At 54.6% G+C, this 22,566-nt stretch carries 23 protein-coding genes and 1 tRNA gene; 21 read left to right on the top strand and 3 right to left on the bottom strand.

The window, feature by feature from the left end:
• Positions 1-45: 45 nt before the first annotated feature.
• The 4 genes from uvrB to KNP80_RS07275 all read left to right on the top strand — a co-directional run bounded on the left by uvrB (position 46) and on the right by KNP80_RS07275 (position 6,564).
• The gene (uvrB, locus tag KNP80_RS07290) at positions 46-2,022 is read left to right on the top strand and encodes an excinuclease ABC subunit UvrB (protein WP_251128818.1); all 1,977 of its coding nucleotides are present in this window, start codon (positions 46-48) and stop codon (positions 2,020-2,022) included.
• Complete coding sequence (gene uvrA, locus KNP80_RS07285; protein WP_214832011.1) at positions 2,023-4,896, top strand: excinuclease ABC subunit UvrA; 2,874 nt, start codon at positions 2,023-2,025, stop codon at positions 4,894-4,896.
• Between the two features lie 66 nt (positions 4,897-4,962).
• Complete coding sequence (locus KNP80_RS07280) at positions 4,963-6,141, top strand: DUF4097 family beta strand repeat-containing protein (RefSeq protein ID WP_214834434.1); 1,179 nt, start codon at positions 4,963-4,965, stop codon at positions 6,139-6,141.
• 63 nt (positions 6,142-6,204) lie between these two features.
• The gene (locus KNP80_RS07275) at positions 6,205-6,564 is read left to right on the top strand and encodes a hypothetical protein (protein WP_214717748.1); all 360 of its coding nucleotides are present in this window, start codon (positions 6,205-6,207) and stop codon (positions 6,562-6,564) included.
• 49 nt (positions 6,565-6,613) lie between these two features.
• Here KNP80_RS07275 and KNP80_RS07270 read toward each other — a convergent pair whose 3' ends face one another.
• Complete coding sequence (locus KNP80_RS07270; protein ID WP_214717747.1) at positions 6,614-6,970, bottom strand: hypothetical protein; 357 nt, start codon at positions 6,968-6,970, stop codon at positions 6,614-6,616.
• 153 nt (positions 6,971-7,123) lie between these two features.
• Here KNP80_RS07270 and hprK point away from each other — a divergent pair, with 153 nt between their 5' ends.
• From hprK to KNP80_RS07205, 13 genes are all read left to right on the top strand, one after another.
• Positions 7,124-8,062 carry an HPr(Ser) kinase/phosphatase gene (hprK, locus tag KNP80_RS07265; RefSeq protein ID WP_214717746.1) on the top strand — a complete coding sequence of 313 codons (939 nt, stop codon included), beginning with the start codon at positions 7,124-7,126 and terminating at the stop codon, positions 8,060-8,062.
• Positions 8,062-8,880, top strand: coding sequence for a prolipoprotein diacylglyceryl transferase (lgt, locus tag KNP80_RS07260; protein ID WP_214832007.1), 819 nt, complete (start codon positions 8,062-8,064; stop codon positions 8,878-8,880). The genes hprK and lgt overlap by 1 nt, the downstream gene beginning before the upstream one ends.
• Complete coding sequence (gene ppaX / locus KNP80_RS07255) at positions 8,880-9,530, top strand: pyrophosphatase PpaX (protein WP_214832006.1); 651 nt, start codon at positions 8,880-8,882, stop codon at positions 9,528-9,530. The genes lgt and ppaX overlap by 1 nt, the downstream gene beginning before the upstream one ends.
• On the top strand, positions 9,523-10,005 hold the full coding sequence (locus KNP80_RS07250) for an acyltransferase (protein ID WP_214832005.1): 483 nt from the start codon (positions 9,523-9,525) through the stop codon (positions 10,003-10,005). Before ppaX ends, KNP80_RS07250 begins: the two co-directional genes overlap by 8 nt.
• 295 nt (positions 10,006-10,300) lie before the next feature.
• On the top strand, positions 10,301-11,773 hold the full coding sequence (locus tag KNP80_RS07245) for a tetratricopeptide repeat protein (RefSeq protein WP_251128817.1): 1,473 nt from the start codon (positions 10,301-10,303) through the stop codon (positions 11,771-11,773).
• Positions 11,774-11,841: 68 nt separating this feature from the next.
• Complete coding sequence (trxB, locus tag KNP80_RS07240; RefSeq protein ID WP_214834432.1) at positions 11,842-12,795, top strand: thioredoxin-disulfide reductase; 954 nt, start codon at positions 11,842-11,844, stop codon at positions 12,793-12,795.
• A gap of 125 nt (positions 12,796-12,920) precedes the next feature.
• A complete protein-coding gene (rapZ, locus tag KNP80_RS07235) occupies positions 12,921-13,793 on the top strand; it encodes an RNase adapter RapZ (protein WP_021065436.1) in 873 nt (290 codons plus the stop codon).
• Between the two features lies 1 nt (position 13,794).
• The gene (locus tag KNP80_RS07230) at positions 13,795-14,790 is read left to right on the top strand and encodes a gluconeogenesis factor YvcK family protein (protein ID WP_214717742.1); all 996 of its coding nucleotides are present in this window, start codon (positions 13,795-13,797) and stop codon (positions 14,788-14,790) included.
• Between the two features lie 31 nt (positions 14,791-14,821).
• On the top strand, positions 14,822-15,775 hold the full coding sequence (gene whiA / locus KNP80_RS07225) for a DNA-binding protein WhiA (protein ID WP_021065438.1): 954 nt from the start codon (positions 14,822-14,824) through the stop codon (positions 15,773-15,775).
• Positions 15,776-15,862: 87 nt separating this feature from the next.
• Positions 15,863-16,099, top strand: a complete 237-nt coding sequence (locus KNP80_RS07220) for a hypothetical protein (protein WP_021065439.1) — start codon at positions 15,863-15,865, stop codon at positions 16,097-16,099.
• A gap of 95 nt (positions 16,100-16,194) precedes the next feature.
• A complete protein-coding gene (locus KNP80_RS07215) occupies positions 16,195-16,710 on the top strand; it encodes a DUF2179 domain-containing protein (protein WP_021065440.1) in 516 nt (171 codons plus the stop codon).
• A gap of 63 nt (positions 16,711-16,773) precedes the next feature.
• On the top strand, positions 16,774-17,214 hold the full coding sequence (locus KNP80_RS07210; protein ID WP_214832004.1) for a hypothetical protein: 441 nt from the start codon (positions 16,774-16,776) through the stop codon (positions 17,212-17,214).
• 58 nt (positions 17,215-17,272) lie between these two features.
• Entirely contained in the window at positions 17,273-17,968 is a 696-nt protein-coding gene (locus tag KNP80_RS07205; protein WP_214832003.1) for a MerR family transcriptional regulator, read from the top strand.
• A gap of 42 nt (positions 17,969-18,010) precedes the next feature.
• Here the strand turns inward: KNP80_RS07205 and clpP are convergent, their stop codons facing one another.
• Both clpP and KNP80_RS07195 read right to left on the bottom strand, forming a co-directional pair.
• Entirely contained in the window at positions 18,011-18,586 is a 576-nt protein-coding gene (gene clpP, locus KNP80_RS07200; protein WP_021065442.1) for an ATP-dependent Clp endopeptidase proteolytic subunit ClpP, read from the bottom strand.
• A 151-nt stretch (positions 18,587-18,737) separates the two neighbouring features.
• Positions 18,738-18,810: transfer RNA gene (locus KNP80_RS07195), tRNA-Arg, on the bottom strand.
• 123 nt (positions 18,811-18,933) lie between these two features.
• Here KNP80_RS07195 and KNP80_RS07190 point away from each other — a divergent pair.
• The 4 genes from KNP80_RS07190 to gap all read left to right on the top strand — a co-directional run bounded on the left by KNP80_RS07190 (position 18,934) and on the right by gap (position 22,540).
• Positions 18,934-20,076 carry an RNA polymerase factor sigma-54 gene (locus KNP80_RS07190; RefSeq protein ID WP_214832002.1) on the top strand — a complete coding sequence of 381 codons (1,143 nt, stop codon included), beginning with the start codon at positions 18,934-18,936 and terminating at the stop codon, positions 20,074-20,076.
• Position 20,077: 1 nt separating this feature from the next.
• On the top strand, positions 20,078-20,335 hold the full coding sequence (locus KNP80_RS07185; RefSeq protein ID WP_021065444.1) for a glutaredoxin family protein: 258 nt from the start codon (positions 20,078-20,080) through the stop codon (positions 20,333-20,335).
• 109 nt (positions 20,336-20,444) lie between these two features.
• On the top strand, positions 20,445-21,473 hold the full coding sequence (locus KNP80_RS07180) for a sugar-binding transcriptional regulator (RefSeq protein WP_021065445.1): 1,029 nt from the start codon (positions 20,445-20,447) through the stop codon (positions 21,471-21,473).
• A 59-nt stretch (positions 21,474-21,532) separates the two neighbouring features.
• The gene (gene gap, locus KNP80_RS07175) at positions 21,533-22,540 is read left to right on the top strand and encodes a type I glyceraldehyde-3-phosphate dehydrogenase (protein ID WP_021065446.1); all 1,008 of its coding nucleotides are present in this window, start codon (positions 21,533-21,535) and stop codon (positions 22,538-22,540) included.
• Positions 22,541-22,566 lie beyond the last annotated feature (26 nt).

Genomic DNA, 22,566 nt, shown 5'->3' with positions numbered 1-22,566 from the left:
ATATAATCAAGGTACTATGCAAGGTACAGAAAGCGAGGAATATACATGGATAAGATTAGCGTTCCGTTTGACTTACAATCAGAATATAAGCCGGCCGGCGACCAACCGGAAGCGATTCGTCAGCTCGTCGAAGGAATCAATCGCGGCGACCGATATCAGACGTTGCTCGGGGCGACCGGTACAGGGAAGACGTTCACCGTATCAAACGTCATCCAAGAAGTGAAGAAGCCGACGCTCGTCTTGGCCCACAACAAGACGCTCGCCGGACAGCTCTACTCCGAGTTCAAAGAGTTCTTCCCGAACAATGCCGTCGAATACTTCGTCAGTTATTATGACTACTATCAGCCGGAGGCGTACGTGCCGTCGACCGACACGTTCATCGAGAAAGACGCCTCGATTAACGATGAAATCGATAAACTCCGCCACTCGGCGACATCGGCCTTGTTCGAGCGCGACGACGTCATCATCGTCGCTTCCGTCTCCTGTATTTACGGTCTCGGTAACCCGGAAGAATATAACAGTCTCGTCATAAGTCTCCGTGTCGGGAAAGAGATGGGGCGCGACCAGATGCTTCGCAAACTGATCGACATCCAATATGAACGGAACGATATCGATTTCCAGCGCGGCCGTTTCCGTGTCCGAGGTGACGTCGTCGAGATTTTCCCGGCGTCACGCGACGAACAATGCTTGCGCGTCGAGTTCTTCGGAGACGAAATCGATCGCATCCGCGAGATGGACCCGCTCACCGGCGAGATTATCGCCGACCGCGAGCACGTCTCAATCTTCCCGGCGTCCCACTTCGTCACCCGCGACGAGAAGCTGCAAAAAGCGATCGTCAACATCGAGGCCGAGCTCGAACAACAGCTCGCGAAGTTCCGCGAGGAAGGCAAACTGCTTGAAGCCCAGCGTCTCGAACAGCGAACGAACTATGACCTCGAGATGATGCGTGAGATGGGCTACTGTTCAGGCATCGAAAACTATTCGCGTCATTTGAACTTGACCGAGGCAGGGGCGACGCCGTACACGCTCATCGACTACTTCCCGAAAGACTTCCTACTCGTCGCCGATGAGTCGCACGTGACGCTCCCGCAAGTACGCGGCATGTATAACGGTGACCAGGCCCGGAAGCAAGTGCTCGTCGACCACGGGTTCCGCCTGCCTTCAGCTAAAGATAACCGTCCGCTCAAGTTCGACGAGTTCGAGAAGAAGTTGTCGCAAGCGATCTTTATCTCGGCGACACCAGGTCCGTTCGAGCTCGAGCATACCCCGCACATGATCGAACAGATCATCCGGCCGACAGGGCTGCTCGACCCGACGATCGAGATTCATCCGATCAAAGGACAAATCGACTACTTGATGGACCAAATTCGCGACCGCATCAAACAGGACGAACGCGTCCTCGTGACGACGCTCACGAAAAAGATGGCCGAGGATTTATCGGACTATCTGCGTGAAGCGGGCATCAAGGTCAACTATATGCACTCTGAAATCAAGACGCTCGAGCGGATTGAGATCATCCGTGACCTGCGTCTCGGAAAATACGACGTCCTCGTCGGAATTAACTTACTGCGGGAAGGACTAGACATCCCGGAAGTGAGTCTCGTCACGATTCTAGACGCCGACAAGGAAGGGTTCCTCCGTTCGGACCGATCGCTCATTCAGACGATTGGGCGGGCGGCGCGGAACTCGAACGGGCACGTCATCTTGTTCGCTGATAAGATGACCGACTCGATGACGCGCGCGATTGAAGAGACCGATCGTCGTCGCTCGATTCAACAAGCCTATAATGAAGAACACGGCATCACGCCGCAGACGATCCGTAAAGAAGTACGCGGCGTCATCCGCGCGACGGTCGACGCCGAGGAGGATGTGCTCGAATCACTCAGCTCGATGAAGCCGGCTGAACGTGAGGAAGCCATCGCCAAGCTAGAAGAAGAAATGAAACAAGCGGCCCGCGACCTCCAGTTCGAACGGGCGGCCGAATTGCGTGACTTAATCTTGGAGTTGAAGGTAGGGAATTAAATGGCTGAAAAGAAAAATGCGATCGTCATCAAAGGGGCGCGCGTCAACAACTTGAAAAACATTGATATCGATATTCCACGGGACCAGCTCGTCGTCTTGACGGGCTTGTCCGGTTCCGGTAAATCGTCACTCGCGTTCGACACCATCTACGCCGAGGGGCAGCGCCGTTACGTCGAGAGTCTATCGGCCTACGCCCGTCAATTCCTCGGACAGATGGACAAACCGGACGTCGATACGATTGAAGGGCTGAGCCCGGCCATCTCGATCGACCAGAAGACGACGAGCCGTAACCCGCGCTCGACCGTCGGAACGGTGACGGAAATCTATGACTACTTACGTCTTTTGTTCGCTCGCATCGGGAAACCGGTCTGTCCGCGTCACGGTATCGAAATCTCGAGCCAGACCATCTCACAGATGGTCGACCAAGTGATGGAACTGCCGGAGAAGACGCGCCTGCAAATCCTGGCGCCAATCGTCTCGGGCCGCAAAGGGACGCACGTCAAAGTGTTCGACTCGCTCAAAAAGGAAGGGTTCGTCCGCGTTCGTGTCAATGGCGAGACAATCGAACTGACCGATGAGATCGAGCTCGATAAGAACAAGAAACATTCCATCGAGGTCGTCGTCGATCGCCTCGTCGTCCGCCCTGACGTCGAAGGCCGTCTTGCTGATTCACTTGAGACGGCGCTTCGCCTCGCCGACGGCCGAGCCATCATCGACAAGATGGACGGCACCGAGCTCCTGTTCAGCGAACATCACGCTTGTCCGATTTGTGGCTTCTCCATTGGCGAACTCGAGCCGCGTATGTTCTCGTTCAACTCGCCGTTCGGTGCCTGTCCGACGTGTGACGGGCTCGGTACGAAGCTTGATGTCGACCCGGAACTCGTTATCCCGGACCCGTCGAAGACGCTGAAGGAAGGCGCCGTCGTCGCCTGGCAGCCGACAAGCTCGCAATATTATCCGCAACTGCTCGCCTCGATGTGCAAACACTTTGACATCGACATGGACGTGCCGTTCGAACGTCTGTCGAAGCGTGACCAAGACCTCGTCTTGCACGGGACGGACGAAGAGTCGTTCTTGTTCCGTTACGAGAACGATTTCGGACAAGTCCGGACGAACACGATCTTCTTCGAAGGGGTGCTCCGCAACATCGAGCGCCGCTATAAAGAGACGACGTCCGATTATATCCGTGAACAGATGGAGACGTACATGGCGACACACGCTTGTCCGACATGTAGCGGTTATCGGTTGAAAGAAGAGACGCTCGCCGTCAAAATCACGGGCCACCATATCGGGCAAGTGACCTCACTGTCCGTCGTCAACGCCATCAAGTTGTTCGACTCAATCATGACAGAGTTGAGCGAGAAAGATATCGCCATCGCCCGTCTCATCTTGCAAGAGATTTGCGAACGGCTCAGCTTCCTCAACAACGTCGGTCTCGACTATTTGACGTTGTCACGCGCCGCCGGGACGCTCTCGGGTGGAGAAGCGCAGCGGATTCGTCTCGCGACGCAAATCGGCTCACGGCTCACGGGCGTCCTATACGTCCTCGATGAACCGTCGATTGGATTGCATCAGCGTGACAACGACCGCTTGATCGCGACGCTCAAACAGATGCGTGACATCGGTAACACGCTCATCGTCGTCGAGCACGACGAGGACACGATGATGGCAGCCGATTATTTGATCGACATCGGACCGGGTGCCGGCGAACACGGCGGAGAAGTCATCGCCGCCGGGACGCCGAAACAGCTCATGAAGAACAGAAAATCGCTAACAGGCCAATACTTGTCTGGTAAGAAGTTCATCCCGCTCCCGGCCGAACGGAAAGTGCCGGACGAGCGTTTCTTGAAGATTTTGAAGGCGGAAGAGAACAACTTGAAAGGGGTCGACGTCTCGATTCCGCTCGGTATGTTCATCGCCGTCACCGGCGTCTCCGGTTCCGGGAAATCGACGCTCATCAACGAGATTCTGTATAAATCGCTCGCTCATCACATCAACCGGGCCAAGGCGAAACCAGGGAAGCATAAGAAGATTGAAGGACTCGACCATATCGACAAAGTCATCGATATCGACCAGTCACCGATCGGACGGACGCCGCGGTCGAACCCGGCGACATATACCGGTGTATTCGATGATATCCGTGACGTGTTCGCGTCGACGAACGAGGCGAAGATGCGCGGCTATAAGAAAGGGCGCTTCAGTTTCAACGTCAAGGGCGGACGCTGTGAGGCGTGCCGCGGGGACGGGATCATCAAGATCGAGATGCACTTCTTGCCGGACGTCTACGTCCCGTGTGAAGTGTGTCACGGGAAACGCTATAACCGTGAGACGCTCGAAGTGAAGTACAAAGGTAAGACGATCGCCGACGTGCTCGATATGACGATTGAGGAAGGGCTCGACTTCTTTGACAAGATTCCGAAAATCAAGCGCAAGATCCAGACGATCTTTGACGTCGGTCTCGGTTATATGAAACTCGGACAACCGGCGACGGAACTGTCCGGTGGGGAAGCGCAGCGCGTCAAGCTCGCCTCCGAGCTCCATAAACGTTCGACCGGGAAGACGATTTACATCTTGGACGAGCCGACGACGGGTCTTCACGTCGACGACATCGCTCGTCTGTTGAAAGTGCTGCAACGCCTCGTCGAGAACGGGGACACGGTGCTCGTCATCGAGCATAACCTCGACGTCATCAAATCGGCCGACTACTTGATTGACCTCGGACCTGAGGGCGGCGACGGTGGCGGTACAATCGTCGCGACCGGGACTCCGGAAGAAGTCGCTGAAGTGGCAGCCTCGTATACGGGCAAGTATTTGAAGCCGGTGTTAGAACGGGATTCGGCCCGAGCGAAACCAAAAGCAGGAAAACGGAAGTAAGGTATAGAAATGATGAGAAACGGGAACATGATTGACGTGTAACCAAATCGAAGGGGGAAACGAACAGTGAAACAAGAAATGCGTGAACTGATTCTCCAGCAAGTGAAAGATGGAGAGCTGACGATTGAAGAGGGCATGACCCAACTCGAACGACTGGAACGGCTCGAACCTGAGCGCGTCCAAGCGCTCGAGGAACGTCAAGAGACGGAGAAAGTCGATGCGTATTCGGTCGAGTCGCTCACGACGAAACTGACGTCGGCCGTCGAAGGACTCGTGACGAAACTTCGTGACAGCGACTTCACGTTCAGCTCGAACTTCGGACCGGAAGTGACATATTCGAAATCGTTCCCGTTTACCGGGAAAGACATCTCGCTCGACTTGTTCAATGCCTCGGCGACAATCGTCTCGTCCGACAACGACGAGTGCGAACTGATCGTCACCGGCCGTCCGCTCCGTCAACAAGACGCGGACAAGGCACTCGAACAGCTCCAATCGGCGGTCAAACACTCGGTCATCGGCGACCGTCTCGTCGTGTCGCTCCGTGATAAGCTCGTCCGGGCCCACGTCGAACTGTACGTCCCGCATCATCATTTCGATCACCTGCACGTGCAGACGCTCAACGGGGAAGTCCGCGCGGACGGCCTCGACGTCGAGAGCGTTCGCATCCAGACGGCGAACGGCCGGGTCGTGCTCCATGATGTGCACGCCTCAGAGCTGCTCCTTAATACGGGGAACGGCACGGTCGAGGTCGAAGCGGTCGAGTCAGAACTCGTCCACGTCCGGACCGGCAACGGTGCCGTCATCGTGAACGGGAAATATGACAAGGCATCGCTCAAGACCGGCAACGGGAATATCCGGGCCGAACTCGCGACGGCCCGCCCGGCCAAGTTCGAGCTCGTCTCGCTCGCCGGCAACATCCGCCTCGTCTTGCCGCACGGCGTCGAGGTGGAAGGGGAACTCGAGACGAACTTCGGTGGTCTCCACTGTAACTTGGACGAGCTCGAGTTGATCCGTGACCGGAAAGACGTCGCCCAGCGTCGTCTTGAATTCTTGTCGGGACGCGGTCAGACCCCGCGCATCGAAGTCGAGGCCGGAACACGTACCGGTACGATTGACCTCGAGCACGGCTCGCTCCACACGCCGTCGACGTTCCTCGAAGAGGACAAGCATGAACCGGTGGAACCGATCGACCCGGTCGACCCGGTCAATCCGGCCGACTTGAACAACCCGTTCCATCAGCAATGACCAACTACCCGAAGGCCTCTCGCCTTCGGGTTTGTTTCAACTTGATAGATGAGGAGGGACGGGATGAGGCGATTCGTGTCCTCGTACGGATGGATGATGATTGCGGTACTGTTGCTCAGCGGATGTGACGACGAACAGCGCATCGTCAATGGGAATGAGCCGGTTGACGATGAGGCAATCGTCGTCGCCTGGGCATATGTTACCGCGCGCAACTGGCAAGAACCTGCACTCGATGCGGGAGCAAGTGCCGAGGTGGACCGTGTCACGGTCGATGACGGCTATGAATTGTTGGACGATGTGTATGCGGGCACCGAAGCGCTCGCCGTCTCGTTCGAAGCGGACCCGAACAGCAGCGTCGGTGTCCCGACAATTTTAGTCGCACCGGAGTCGGATACCGTGATCGGCTATTTGCCGGGCGAATGATAAATCCAATCGAAAACCCGAAGGCGATTGCCTCCGGGTTTTTGTCATGTCATAGATTCATTTGATACTCCATCTGTTCCCAATCCATCATTTGACCGTCATACAGCGTGAATGAGCCGATGATGAACAAGATAAAAAGGACCGGTCCGGCGATGAGCAAGAAAATCCCGAGGTTCCGCATCGACTTCGACCGGTTCCAATAGAAGATGATGGCGACGATCATCGATAGGAGCGACCCGGACAAGAACAAGCCGACGATGTTCAAGATGAACAAGAGCAGCACCGTCTCGTTCTTTGTCGCGGCATACTCGCGCCACATGTCAAACAGTGACTTGACCAAGTAGACGAGCGCCGCGATCCCGACGATAAAAATAAAGACAATGGCAATCCAAAATAGTGAATTCATTTCATTTCACCTCCCTATTCGTCTATACCCGTTCTACGGATTTGCCACAATTTAGTTTCACCCCATTTTTTCGACACGCTTCGGCTCACTTTCGTTGACGCTTCTGAAGAAGAGCTATGATACAATAATGAGCGTGAAAGGGGCAGATTACTCATGCAAAATATCGTACGCACGGCTCAACTCGTTGAGCGCTTCAAACTTCAAGTCATCGCCGGGGAAGAGGGACTTCACCGTCCCGTCGCCACACCGGACCTCAGTCGACCGGGACTCGTCCTTGCCGGCTACTATACCCACTATGCGAAAAATCGGCTTCAAGTGCTCGGGAAGACGGAGCTCACGTTTTATGCGAGCTTGTCGGAAGAGAGCCGCCGCGAGCGGGCGAAGATTTTATGCACGGAATTGACACCGGGCATCCTCATCACGCGCGGCTTCGACATCCCGAAAGAGATTGAACAGGAAGCCGAGGCGGCGAACGTACCGCTCATGCGCACGAACGCGATGACGACGTCGATCGAGTCGCAAATCACGAACTTCCTCGAGATGGAACTTGCACCGATGACGGCGATGCACGGCGTGCTCGTCGATATCTACGGTGTCGGTGTCCTTATCAAAGGGCAGAGCGGCGTCGGGAAATCCGAGACAGCCCTCGAACTCGTCAAGCGAGGCCACCGCCTCGTCGCCGACGACTCGGTCGAGATTCGCCAGACTGGGGACCAATTGCTCGTCGGTTCAGCGCCGAAGCTGATTCGCCATTTGCTCGAGATTCGCGGAATCGGTATCATCGACGTCATGACGTTGTTCGGCGCCGGCGCCGTCCGTTCCCACAAGAAAATCAGCTTGATCATCAACCTCGAGAACTGGGATGCGGGCAAAGTGTATGACCGCGTCGGGCTCGATCACAACACGATGAAAATCATCGACAGTGAAGTGCCGATTTTGACGATTCCGGTCCGTCCGGGACGTAACTTGGCCGTCATCGTCGAAGTCGCGGCGATGAACTACCGCCTGCAGAACATGGGCATCAACACGGCCGAAGAGTTCGCGGAACGGCTCGCGAACGCTATCCATGACAACGAAGGGGACGTGGAATAATGGTAGAGCCAACATTTGACCGCGTCGCGTTTGAAATCGGGTCGCTCCCGATTTATTGGTACGGCATGATTATCGCCTTCGGGGCGATGCTCGGCCTCGTTCTCGCCTTGTTCGAAGCGAAACGACTCAATTACGATTCAGAACGGGTCGTCGACGTCATCATCTGGTCGATTCCGATCAGTATCGTCTTTGCCCGGATTTACTATGTCACCTTCCAATGGGACTACTATAGTCAGAACCTCGGTCAAATCATCGACATCCGTCAAGGCGGCATCGCCATTCACGGGGCCATCTTCGGGGCGCTGCTCGTCGTCGTCATCTATTGCATGCGCAAGTCGATGTCGTTCTGGAAAATCACGGACATCCTCGCACCGTCGCTTCTCCTCGGACAGGCGGTCGGACGCTGGGGCAACTTCATGAACCAAGAGGCGCACGGGGCCGAGACGACGAGCCGTGTCTTGAAAGAGACGCTGTTCCTCCCGGACTGGATCGTCAACCAGATGTATATCGACGGAGCCTACTATTTACCGACGTTCCTGTTCGAGAGCGTCTGGAACATCATCGGCGTCATCTTGCTCGTCGTATGGCGTATGGTCGGTAACCCGCCGCGCGGCTATATCTTCTTGTCGTATCTCGTCTGGTACTCGATCGGTCGCTTCTATATCGAAGGACTGCGGACCGATAGCTTGATGGCCGGCGACCTGCGGACGGCACAACTCGTCTCGATCGCGATGATCGTGTTCGGTGTCGTCATGATGGTCGTCCGCCGCAAAGCGAAACGATACGACGACCCTTCAGAGAAAGGACTGTTTGATTGATGGATACACTTCTATTCGATTTGGATGGTACGTTGCTCGATACGAACCCGCTCATCATCGCGAGCTTCCGTCACACGCTCGGGTATTACTTCCCGGACGAGACGTATCGCGACGAGGACATCTTCCCGTTCATCGGACCGACGCTCGAGAAGTCGTTCAAAGCGCTCAATGAGCCGGAATGGAAAGAGATGCAGGCGTTCTATCGCAGCTTCAACATCGCGATGCACGACCAGCTCGTCGCCGAATATCCGGGTGTGATCGAAGGGCTGTACCGCCTTCACGCCAAAGGCTTCAAGATGGGCGTCGTCACGTCGAAAGGCCGTCCCGTCGTCGAGCAAGGATTGCGCTTGTTCAACATCGACCACTTGTTCGACGTCGTCATCACGGCCGACGATGTCATTCATGAGAAACCGCACGCCGAACCGGTCGAGCGGGCGCTCCACGCGCTCGGGTCGACGGCGGACCGCGCCGTCATGGTCGGAGACAACGACACGGACATCTTCAGCGGCAAAAACGCCGGCACGAAGACAGTCGCCGTCGGATGGGCGCTCAAAGGCCGTGCGTTCTTAGAAGCGCTCGAGCCGGACGTCATCATCGACTCGATGGAACATTTCGAGGCGTGGCTCGACGAGGTCACGATCCATGCGTAAGACGGAACGGTTTCGTCTCGACGGGCCGAACCCGCTCTGGCAGATGTATCGGACGATCCGCTTCCTGCGCGTCTTCAAGAACACGACCGTCGTCTTGATCGGCCGCTACTCCCCATCCGTCAAAGCGAAACGCTGGTTGTACCGGACGTTCCTCGGCATGGAAATCGGCGAGTATAGCGCGCTCGCCCTCATGGTGACACCGGACGTCATGTTCCCGGAGCGAATCTCGATCGGCCGTAATACGGTCATCGGGTTCAATTCGACGATTCTCTGTCACGAGTACCTCGTGGACGAGTACCGGATCGGGGATGTCCGCATTGGGGACGAGGTGTTGATCGGGGCGAACGTGACGATCCTTCCTGGCGTCACGATTGGCGACCGGGCCGTCATCGGTGCCGGTGCCGTCGTGCATCGCGACGTCCTGCCCGGAGAGCGCGTCGTTGGCGCAAAGCTCCAAACCGTCGACACAAAATAGACACAATTTAGCGCGAAATCATTTTGAGATCAAGACATGTCCGTCCTCATAAAATTACTAGAGCGGTATCACTTTTTTTAAAGGGGATGCCGCTTTTTTGTGTCTGTGGGCGCTGACACAAAACCCTCATATTTTTGTCAAAAAGCATTTAGTGGACCTAGCAAAATATATTCATTATAGAAGGAATATAGTCCCGATTTTTTTTAAGTTTTTCAGTTGCCCTCACTGAATGAGTGCGGTATTCTTAACCCTGCAACTAAAAAAAGATTTAGAGATGATGTGGAGGATTTAGAATATGGAAGCGAACTATGAAGCAGTAATGACGCTACCCGAACCAGAATCTCCGCTCGCCGCGGAGCTCCACTACTATAGAGGTCGTCGTGCGTTACGTGAAGGTCGCCTAGATGAAGCGACTTTTTTCATGGCTGAAGCCACTGCCGCTGCAGCCCACCGCGTCGACTATCACAAACAGTACGCTGAACTGTTATTTGAAGTAGGGGAGATCTACCACGCCAATGACGTGTGGAAACGGGTGCTTGAACTCGATGAAACGTCAACAGAGGCCTTATATCACCTTGCGAGCAACTGCGCCTATATCTCTTTATATGAAGAAGCAGCGATGTATGCAAACCGCTACCTCGAAGTCGAGGCACACGGACGCTACGCGGACTCGGTCCAATCCCTGTTAGAACTGATTGAACTCGAACAAGAACTCGAGGATGACGAGGAAGACGAGCTGATCACGTGGCACACCGAGGCCCAACAGCATATCGACAAAGGCCGCCTGTTCGCAGCCAAGTCGACGCTCGAACGGTTAATCGATCGCTATCCGCGCTTTTGGCCGGCGTTCAACAACTTGGCCGTCGTCAATTTTTATCTCGGCAACGATGAAGCGGCGTTCGAGACGCTCGAGTACGTGCTCGATGAGAACCCGGGCAACTTGCATGCGCTCTTGAACACGATTCTGTTGCTGCATGAAGCCGGACAATCGGACGCGGCGCTCCAACTGTCGGTCCCGCTGACACGTGTCCGTCCGCTCCAGTTCGATTTACGCTACAAACTCGCCACGACGCTCGCGCTCGTCGGTCAATATGACCGCGCGTACGAAGAACTCCGCCTGTTGAAGGAACGCGGATTCCGTGGGGATTCACTGTTCGGGCATTGGCTCAGCGTATCCGCCTACAAGACCGGGCGTCTTGAAGAAGCGGCTACCTATTTGAACAGTGACGAGTTGAAACGATTCGAAGAGAAGAGCCCGTACGACATCCGCGACAATCTCGAGTTCCGTTCGGCGCTCGTTCAAGGATTGCGCCAAGAAGAAGACGCGGCTCGAATCGAGATTATCCGAATCATCTCGAAGCTCGCCGATGACGAGGCGTTCGAAGCGCTCGCATTGACGAGCGGCATCACCGACAACGAGACGGTAATCGCGTTCGCCGAGAAGTGCCGCGCCGAGATTTGCCAGGCCCCGTTCACAGGCGACGTCCGCATCGCTCGGGCGTATGACGCGCTCCTGCTCGCCGAGACGGAAGTGTCGGAAGCAGAACAGATGAGCCTCGACGGCGACTTTTATGAACGGTTCGCGCTCTTGCTGCTCGCCGGTGCATCATTCGAGGACACAACGGCATCGGCCGCTGCCCTCGTCTGGATGTTCTATGCGAAACGGGACGCTCTCGTCCTCGACGACTGTGCCGACGCGTTCGGTATCGATGTCGCGACGCTCACGGAGACGATCCGTTCGTTCAAACAGACACTCGAACAAGCATAAAGATAGACGATACCTCCCTAGGTTTCTTATACTGAAGTCAATCAATTTCATGCAGAGGTGGAATCATTATGACAGAAGAAAAAATCTATGACGTCATTATCATCGGGGCCGGCCCAGCCGGAATGACGGCGGCACTCTACGCGTCGCGTGCCAACTTATCGACACTTATGATCGAACGCGGCATCCCAGGTGGACAGATGGCGAACACGGAAGATATCGAAAACTATCCGGGCTATGACAGCATCCTTGGCCCAGACTTGTCTCAAAAAATGTTCGACCACTCGAAAGTGTTCGGTGCGGAGTACGCCTATGGCGACGTCCAAAGCATCTCGGACGAGACAGAGTATAAAGTCGTCCACGCCCACAACCGCGACTATAAAGCGCGGGCGATCATTCTCGCCTCAGGCGCGCAATACAAGAAAATCGGTGTCCCGGGCGAAGAAGAGCTCGGCGGCCGCGGTGTCTCGTACTGTGCGGTCTGTGACGGAGCGTTCTTCAAAGGCAAGAACTTGTTCGTCATCGGTGGCGGTGACTCGGCAGTCGAAGAAGGCGTGTTCTTGACGCGCTTCGCTGACAAAGTCACGATCGTCCACCGTCGCGACGAGCTTCGCGCGCAAAAGATTCTTCAAAAACGGGCGTTCGACAACCCGAAAATCGACTTCATCTGGAACCACACGCTCAAAGAGATCGTGGAAGCAGATGGAAAAGTCGGTGGGGCGCGTCTCGTCAGCACGGTCGACGGGACCGAGTCGGACCATGAGATCGACGGCGTGTTCATCTATATCGGCATGAACCCGATCACTGGTTTCGTCAAAGACCTCGGCATCACGAACGAGCAAGGCTATATCGTCACGAACGAAGCGATGGAGACGACAATCCCTGGGATTTTCGCAGCCGGAGACGTTCGCGACAAGACGCTCCGTCAAGTCGTCACCGCGACGAACGACGGATCGATCGCTGCTCAAAACGCGCAACATTATATCGAGGGACTCCTCGAGGCGTTGCACGAACAAAACGCGTGACTAGAGACAGAAGGGATTGCGGGCGACCGCAATCCCTTCTCTTTTTTTCAGGCGTTCGTTATACTAAAGACAGAAGAGAGCTACACACACGGCTCGGTTGTCAATTTTAAGGGGGCGTCAGTGACATGGAAGACTTTAAAGGATTAGAAGAATTGATTATCATCAGCGGGATGAGCGGGGCCGGGAAATCGGTCGCGATGAACAGCTTTGAGGACCTCGGCTATTTTTGTGTCGATAACTTGCCGCCGGTGCTATTGCCGCAATTGATTGACGTCATCAGCTCGGTCCGACCGAAAATCGCCGTCGCCATCGATACGCGCACGCGTGACTTCATCGACAGCCTGTTCATCGTCATCGACGATTTGGAACAGAAGAACGTGCATCCGCACTTGCTCTACCTCGACACACGGGACGAAGTGCTCGTACGTCGCTATAAAGAGACGCGCCGGTCGCATCCGCTCGCCCCGGAAGACGCGCCGCTCGTCGGCATCGGTCTCGAGCGCTCGTTGCTCGAAGGATTCCGGGACCGCGCCCATACGCTCTATGATACGACCGACTTGAAGCCGCAGATGCTCAAAGACCGCATCTTGCTCCAATTCAACGAGGAACGGATCCCGTTCACGGTCAACTTCATGTCGTTCGGGTTCAAGCACGGCGTCCCGCTCGATATCGATTTGTTGTTCGACGTCCGTTTCATCACGAACCCGTTCTATATCCCGGAGCTCCGTCCGCTCACCGGGCAGACGGAAGAAGTCCAGAATTACGTCATGTCGCACCCCGAGGCGCGGGCGTTCTATAAGAAACTGATCGACATGCTCGAATTCCTGTTGCCGCAGTATAAGCGCGAAGGGAAGACACAAGTCGTCGTCGCCTTCGGCTGTACAGGCGGTAAGCACCGTTCGATCACGTTCGCCGAGAAAGTGTCGGCCCATTTCGCGGAGCGCTATAACGTCAAGACCGTCCATCGCGACCTCGCGCATGCGACGAAGGAGAAATAAGATGAGACGCGACAGAAAAGTTACGGCCATCGGTGGCGGTACGGGCCTCTCAACGCTCGTACGAGGCTTGAAACACTATCCGCTCGATATTACGGCCATCGTCACGGTCGGGGACGACGGGGGCAGCTCGGGACGCCTCCGGGATGAGTTCCACATGTTACCGCCGGGCGATATCCGGAACGTCATCCTCGCCTTGTCCGAGGTCGAACCGCTCATGGACAAGATTCTGCAATATCGGTTCGACAGCGGCTTTGGGCTCGAAGGCCACTCGCTCGGCAACCTCATGCTGACGGCGGCGACGCACATCTGTGAAGGCTCGTTCGTCAAGGCGGTCGACGTCTTGTCGCAGCTGTTGAACGCCCAGGGCAAGGTGCTCCCGGTGACGGAGACGCTCATGACGCTCGCGGCCGAGTTCGAGGACGGGACGATCGTCAAAGGCGAATCGAAAATCCCGCTCGTCGAAAAACCGATTAAACGCCTATTCTTGCTCGAAGAGGGCATCAAGCCGGCGGCAGGTGTCGTCGAGGCGATTGAGGACGCGGATTTGATCGTGCTCGGACCAGGGAGCTTATATACGAGTATCATCCCGAACCTGTTGATTCCGGAAGTGCGCGACGCCATCGTCCGCTCCGGGAAGCCGGTCGTCTATATTTGCAACGTCATGACGCAGCCGGGCGAGACGAAAGGGTACGACGCGATGAAGCATTTGAAATCGATTGAGGCGTATCTCGGCAAGTCGACGGTCGACACGATTGTCGTCAATAACGAGCCAATCGAGGACATCTACTTGGAGCGTTACCTCGAGGACGGCTCGGAAGAGGTCCGTTTCGATCGCAAGAAGCTTCGGAACTATGGCACGAACGTGCTCGCCGGTGACATCGTCGACTATAACCGCGATTACATCCGCCACGACTCGGACGCCATCGCCGGCCTCGTCATGCAGCGCGTGTTGCGCATCAAGAAACCACGCTCGTTCCAAGAGCTCGAGCTGAAATAAGTTGTGATTGAACAGAAAGGAGGGGACTGACATGAGCTTTGCCTCTGACGTCAAAAAAGAACTGACGCAACTCGTTGTGACCGATGCCGAGGCGAAAGCGGAACTGTCCGCGCTCGTCCGGATGAACGGGGTCATCTCGCTCGCCTTAGGGCGGGGGATGACGCTCGACGTCTCGACCGAGAACGCCGCCATCGCACGCCGAATCTATTCCCTCATGAAACGGCTGTACGACCATCATCTCGATTTGTTCGTACGGAAGAAAATGCGGTTGAAGAAGAACAACGTCTATATCGTCCGGGTCGCCCAGCGCGCCGAGACGATGTTGAAGGACCTCGAGATTCTCGGGGAGAACTACGAGATGATTCGGACGCTCAACTCGGATATGACGCGCGACGAGAATCTGGCCCGGGCGTATTTGCGCGGGGCGTTCCTCGCCGGCGGGTCGATTAACCATCCGAAGACGTCATCGTATCACCTCGAGGTGTACAGCCTGTACGAGAACCATAACCAGGCGCTCCGCGACCTCGCCAACCGCTTCGGCTTGAACGCGAAGACGCTCGAGCGGAAGAAAGGACATATCCTCTACATCAAAGAGAGCGAGAAAATCTCGGACTTCCTGAAACTCGTCGGCGCAACGCGCGGCATGCTCGACTTCGAGGATGCACGCATCATCAAGGACATGCGCAACTCGGTCAACCGGCTCGTCAACTGTGAGACGGCGAACTTGAATAAGACGGTCGGGGCGGCACTCCGCCAAGTCGAGAACATCAAGTTCCTCGAGCGCACGGTCGGACTCGAAATCTTACCGGTCAAACTCCGGGAAATCGCCGAACTCCGAGTCACTCATCAAGACGTCTCGCTCCAAGAACTCGGCGAGATGCTTGAAACGGGACCGATTTCGAAGTCAGGAATCAACCACCGGCTCCGTAAAATCGACCAGATCGCGGACAAGGTGCGCAACGGTGAAGAAATCAGCTCATCGTGACGTTGGTTGCGCCAAAACCATTCTTCCTATATAATTAGCAATTGTGTATAGGACTTTAGAAATGTAACTTAAAGGAGCTTCATGATTATGTCGAATGCAAAGAAAAGAATCTCGCTCACGATTGACGCTGACTTAGACCAGGTCATCACGGAGCGTGCGAAACAAATCGGAATCCCGAAAAGCGCCCTCGTCACATTCGCGACAAGCCTCTTCCTCAACCAATTGCGGGCCGAAGAAGTATTGTCAGGCGACACGAATGCCATCTATCAGGTCATCCGTAAAGACTATGAACTGCTCACGAGCGTTGATAACTTAGACAAATAATCGCGAAAGGCTGACTCCGGTCAGCCTTTTTTGGTTGCATCCCGCCCTGAAATTTGGAATAGTGGTTATATTGAATTCGAATGGAGGTCGTTCCAATGGGGCAAATCTTGCTCATCCTAGTATTACAACTCGTCTATGTACCGGTGCTGACGCTTCGTACCATCATGCTCGTCAAAGGAAAAACGATGATTGCGGGGCTGTTCGGTACGCTTGAGACGCTTATCTATATCTTCGCGCTCGGCATCGTGTTCCAAGATTTGACGACGCTCGGGATGATCGTCTATGCGGTCGGCTTCGGGCTTGGGATTCTCGTCGGCGGTTACGTCGAGCGGAAGCTTGCGATCGGCTACAACATGATTCAAGTGCATACGCAAGAGTTCCCGGCCGAGCTCATCCAGAAGATGCGTGACAGCGGCTACGGGGTGACGCACTACCAAGGTCAGGGACGTGACGGCATCCGCTATCGTCTCGATGTCTTGGCAGCGCGGACACGGATGAAAGATTTGCGCCAAATGGTCGAGGAGTATGAACCGAAAGCGTTTCTCGTTGCTTTCGATCCAATCGACTTCAAAGGCGGCTATATGATGAAAGGGCTCCGACGCCCGAAATGAACGGGACGACTCGCGGAAGTGGGTCGTTTTTTTCGTGGAACGGGGAATAGACGTACAAAGGGGATGAGCGGGTTGAGACGAAAAGTATTATGGATTGTCGTGATTGGGTTGCTCGTGGTCGGCGGGATTTTATACGCCACCTCGTTTTGGAAGTCGGGGACGTCGGTCAAACCACCGCTCCCGACGGTCCGGGTCGGAACCGTGACCGCGGAAGTGAAACAGTCGACGTACTGTTGGTCGGATGGGGGCGAGGCGGTATGCGAGGACCACGGTTTGCCGGAGGCGGATGACCTGCAGCTCGTGCCGGTCGAAGCGGGTGCCGAGATTGATGTCGAGTTCCACGCCGAGCCGTCGAACGCCTCGTTCCATCAACTCGTCGATGGGGAACTTGTCCCGGCTGAACCGGTCGTGCCAGACGAGCCGGGCGTTTATGTATTCGAGACGGGCGGGGATTGGCCGCAAGGCGATAGCCGCTATGTATTCGGGGTCGAGGTCAAAGAATAAAGATGTTGACCTGTCCGCTACGGCCGGCTTTATGATAAACGAGAAGGGGGGAACGCCAATGATTCAAATCGGAAAAGTGGTCCATCTAACGGGGTTGTCCACTAAAGCAATCAAATGGTATGAAGCAAAAGGACTTGTCCAACCGACTCGTTTAGAGAATCAGTATCGGTTATACGGGATGGAAGAAATAAGGCGCCTGAACGAAATCAAGTTACTACGTCAAATGGGCATCTCGCTCGAACAAATTCAAGCGGCAGAAAGTGTGAGCGGGTTACTCGACAGCAGACTTGATGAGGTTCAACGTGAGATCGAGGCGTTGCGACAAGTCGAGCAACAAATTAAATGGATGCAAACAGGGGGAGATTCAATGAAAGTACGTTATGAGAAGTGGGACCAACCGAAAATCGTAAACGGCTATGTATCCGAACTCACCAAAATCCCATTCGTTTGGGAAAAACTGCAACCAGAGCTGACAACAGACGAATCATATGGCATCTGTTTAGCGAAAGAAGAAGCCTATTTAGCAGGGATGACTAATCCTGTGACAGGTAAAGACGGAAGACAGGTTGAACTGTCGGCAGGACGGTATCTTGTCGCCACGGTCGAAGGGGGAATTCCAGCTATCCCTACGACATATAATCAACTTCTAGCATTGCCGGATGTAACGTTGCGAGATGCACTCGATTTTGAGCGCTATATTCATGGACAAGACGGAGCCGACGACTTGATTGAAATTTGGTTGCCCGTCCAATAACAAAGAAGTGCCTTTCCCGAAGTCGGGAAAGGCACTTTTGGATTAACGCGTCATGACTTTGTCGATGAGACCGTAGTCTTTCGCTTGTTCAGCTGACATGAAGTAGTCGCGCTCTGTGTCGCGCTCGATGACTTCAAGCGGCTGGCCTGTGTTATCAGCCATGATTTGGTTCAATTTCTCACGCATCTTGATGATGCGCTCGGCATGGATTTTGATATCCGATGCTTGACCTTGCGTACCGCCGAGCGGTTGGTGAATCATGATCTCCGCGTTTGGAAGCGCGAAGCGTTTGCCTTGTTCACCGGCTTGGAGCAAGAAGGCACCCATCGATGCGGCCATTCCGATACAAATCGTCGACACGTTCGGCTTGATGAAGTTCATCGTGTCATAAATCGCCATTCCGGAAGTGATCGAACCACCCGGGCTGTTGATGTAAAGTGAGATGTCCTTATCTGGGTCCTCGGCTGCAAGGAAGAGAAGCTGGGCGACAATCGAGTTGGCGACGTTGTCGTCGATTGCACTTCCGAGCAAGATGATGCGGTCCTTGAGCAAGCGTGAGTAAATATCGTACGCGCGTTCCCCGCGACCTGTTTGTTCGATAACTGTTGGAATTAACATTGAATCTGCCTCCTTTATGTAGGTTGTAAACATATCATACCGCTATAGTCAATGTTGGTCAAACGATAGTCATCGTTTTTGACCTATTCCACGGTTTGACGATTCTAAAACGACAAAAGAGGCCAGGCATATGCCTGACCTCTTGCTGTGATACACCCGGAGAGATTCGAACTCCCGACACCTGGCACCGGAAACCAGTGCTCTATCCCCTGAGCTACGGGTGCATGTTCTCTGACACGATTTATTATACATTTGTTTTTTTAAAAAAGCAATCCTGTTCGGCTCACTTTTTTTTGAGCGCGATTTCCCGCTGTTCGATACAATAGGAAGCGAGAGGGGTGTGACCGATGCAACGGCAAGAACAACAACAACTTCAAACACAACAGCTGACCCAGGACATGGTTCGGCGGCTGCCGATTCTCGAGGCGGACCGGACCGCGATCGCCTTTCAGCTCGGCCGATTGGCTCGACGCAATCCATGCATCGCCACGGGGAGCGGTGCGGTCGAATGGGTGGCCGATACGGCTAGTGGGTTCGAGGAGCGATTGTTCGAGCAAATCGAGGAAGGGAGCGGGACCGAGTCCCAGCGTTCGCTCCAGAAACGGCTCGTCCTCGCGCTCGACCATCGCGGTCTACTACCGGAGAGCGACTTCGTGCTCGCCCATCGTTTCGAGGTCGATGTGGCGGACATTGAGGCGGCGCGCCAGGCGCTCTTGTTTCTAGAACCGACAGGGATCGGGGCAAAGAATGAGCACGACTGCCAATATCGGCATGCGATTGAACATGACGATCCACTCGTCTTGGACGTGTTCGAGGCGCTCGACGCGCACCTTGACGACATCCCGGGACGACTCGACATCTCGGATGCCGAGTACGAACGGGTGACGCGTATCGTAGCGACACTCCCGAAGACGCCATTATTATATGAAGGAACCGAACACGTCGTTCCGGAACTTGAAGTCGTCCGTCGTGACGGTGAGCTCGTGACGACATGGTTCAGCCCGACGCTCGATGCGGCTCGGGTCGGGGACGATCGCGAGGCAAAATGGTGGCATGAGACGCTCGAGATGCGGAACGCGACGCTTCGATTGGTATGGGCCGTCATCGCCGAACGCCAACGCGATTGGTTGGACGGGAAGCTCATCTTGCACCCGTTGACGCGAAAAGAAGTCGCCGAACAAATCGGCAAGCACGAGTCGACCGTCGGCCGGGCGATTCAAGGCAAGTACGTGACGACCGAAGGCGGCGTGATGGCGTGGCGTCACTTTTTCGTCCGGGCGACGCATGGGCAATCGCCGTTCATGGTGAAGAAGGCACTCGCCAAACTGATTCAACAAGAGACGTCGCCGCTGAGCGATGCCGCACTCATGCGCGAGCTGGCAAGGCTCGGCTATACGGTGACACGACGGACCGTGGCGAACTATCGGGAGGCGCTCGGTTTTGGAAACTCGCGAGAGCGGGAACGACAACTATGGAAAGGAGGGGACTGACATGGTCCTGACGTTATACCGCCGTGCTAACTGTTCGCTCTGCGAGGAGGCGCTCGTCATGCTCGAATGGCTCATGGAAGACTATCCGTTCGAGCTCGAGCAGATCGACATCACCGGCAACGAAGAACTTGAAGCGAAGTACTTGTTTGAGATCCCTGTCGTCTTACACGAGGGGCGTGTCATTAGTCAAGGTCGATACGATGACAGTAAAGTTGAAGATTTTGTTAAGTATACGCTTACATCGAAAAAAAACGTTTGAAGGGGTTGCAAGACGGAAAGGTGATTGATAAGATGAAGTCGTAGCGGTGGGACGCAAATATAAAAGTGGGACAAAAATTGTCCATGCTTTAAGTCGAGGGGGAATGAGTATGATCCAGCAGCTGATTCAAGTTCAGAAGCAAATCGTTCCCGACATGCTCGATACGCTCCGACATCGTTACGATATCTTACATTATGTCCGTTTGATGCAGCCGATCGGCCGCAGGACATTGGCCACAAGCCTCGGGCTGACGGAACGAATCCTAAGACGAGAAGTCGACTTCTTGAAAGACCAAGGTCTATTGATGGTCGCTACTCAAGGTATTTCCCTTACGGAATCGGGCCGAAACGTTCTCCGGGACTTGCACGAGGTCATGGGAGAGATCCTAGGCATCTCGGAAGTTGCACGAGAACTCGAGCGCAAACTAGGCGTTCGCCAAGTCGTCATCGTACCGGGTGATTCCGACGAGACGTTCTGGGTCCAGCGAGATATCGGTCGGGCCGCCGTCACGCAACTGAAAGCGAGACTGGCACCGGACGACAATATCATCGCGGTCACAGGCGGGACGACGATGGCATCGGTTGCGGCCATGATGTCGCCCGATAAAAAAGAACGGCCGATGCATTTCGTGCCGGCACGCGGTGGACTCGGAGAGACGCTCGAGTTACAGGCGAACACCGTCTGTTCTCGGATGGCCGACCGCGCCCATGCCGACTATCATTTACTCCACATTCCGGACGAGGTTTCGCAAGAGACATTCGAGCGGATGGTGGAGGAACCTAGCATTAAAAATGTACTGGAAATGATTAGAGCGGCGCGAATTGTGGTACATGGAATTGGTGAGGCGGAAACGATGGCGAAACGCCGTCACGCGTCACCAGAGCATTTGCGGATGATCGAACGGCACGATGCCGTCGCCGAAGCGTTCGGATATTATTTCAACGCGGAAGGTGAAATCGTGCACCGGGTCAAGACGGTCGGGATCCAATTGGAGGAGCTCGACGACATGGACACCGTCATCGCTGTCGCCGGAGGAAAGTCGAAAGCACAGGCGATCGCCGCATATGCGAAACACACGCCGAACATCATCCTCGTCACAGACGAAGGTGCGGCAACAGAATTATTAACTCGTTATTAAAGAGTTGACCCCCGTTGGCTCTTCAATAAATAGCTTCTACCCTAAGGAGGAAATTAACTATGGCAGTAAAAGTTGGTATTAACGGATTTGGACGTATTGGTCGTTTGGCATTCCGCGAGATCATCAAAAACGAAGGAATCGAAGTTGTTGCAATCAACGACTTGACTGACACGAAGATGCTTGCTCACCTTCTCAAGTACGACACGACTCAAGGTCGTTTCGACGGAGACGTTGAAGTACACGACGATCACTTCCTCGTAAACGGCGAGAAAGTCATCACACTTGCTAACCGTAACCCAGAAGAACTTCCATGGGGCGAGCTCGGTGTTGACATCGTACTCGAATGTACTGGATTCTTCACAGACAAAGAAAAAGCGGAGCTTCACTTGAAAGCTGGCGCGAAAAAAGTTGTCATCTCGGCTCCAGCTACAGGTGATATGAAGACTGTCGTTTATAACACAAACCACGACATCCTCGATGGTACAGAGACAGTAATCTCTGGTGCTTCATGTACGACAAACTGCTTGGCGCCAATGGCTAAAGTTCTCCAAGACCAGTTCGGAATCATCGAAGGTCTTATGACAACAATCCACGCTTACACAGGCGACCAAAACACGCTTGACGCTCCACACCCGAAAGGCGACTTCCGTCGTGCGCGTGCGGCAGCAGCTAACATCGTACCGAACACAACTGGTGCGGCTAAAGCAATCGGCCTCGTTATCCCAGAACTTCAAGGTAAACTTGACGGTGCGGCACAACGTGTACCAGTTGCTACAGGTTCACTCACAGAGCTCGTAACAGTTCTTGAGAAAACTGTATCTGTTGACGAAATCAACGCAGCAATGAAAGCAGCAGCGAACGAGTCTTACGGTTACACTGAAGACGAAATCGTATCTTCTGACATCGTCGGAATCACTTACGGTTCACTCTTCGATGCAACACAAACTAAAGTAATGACAGTTGGCGACAAGCAACTCGTTAAGACAGTTTCTTGGTACGACAACGAAATGTCTTACACTGCACAATTGGTTCGCACACTCAAGCACTTCGCTGAAATCGCGAAGTAAGTTCGTGAACTAAATAGAATCAAATA

The sequence above is a fragment of the Exiguobacterium sp. E4787 genome (assembly GCF_018618375.1).
GTDB classification, from domain to species: domain Bacteria; phylum Bacillota; class Bacilli; order Exiguobacteriales; family Exiguobacteriaceae; genus Exiguobacterium; species Exiguobacterium chiriqhucha.
The sequence above is the reverse complement of the archived record's forward strand: the minus strand, read 5'-3'. Positions and strand labels throughout refer to the sequence as shown.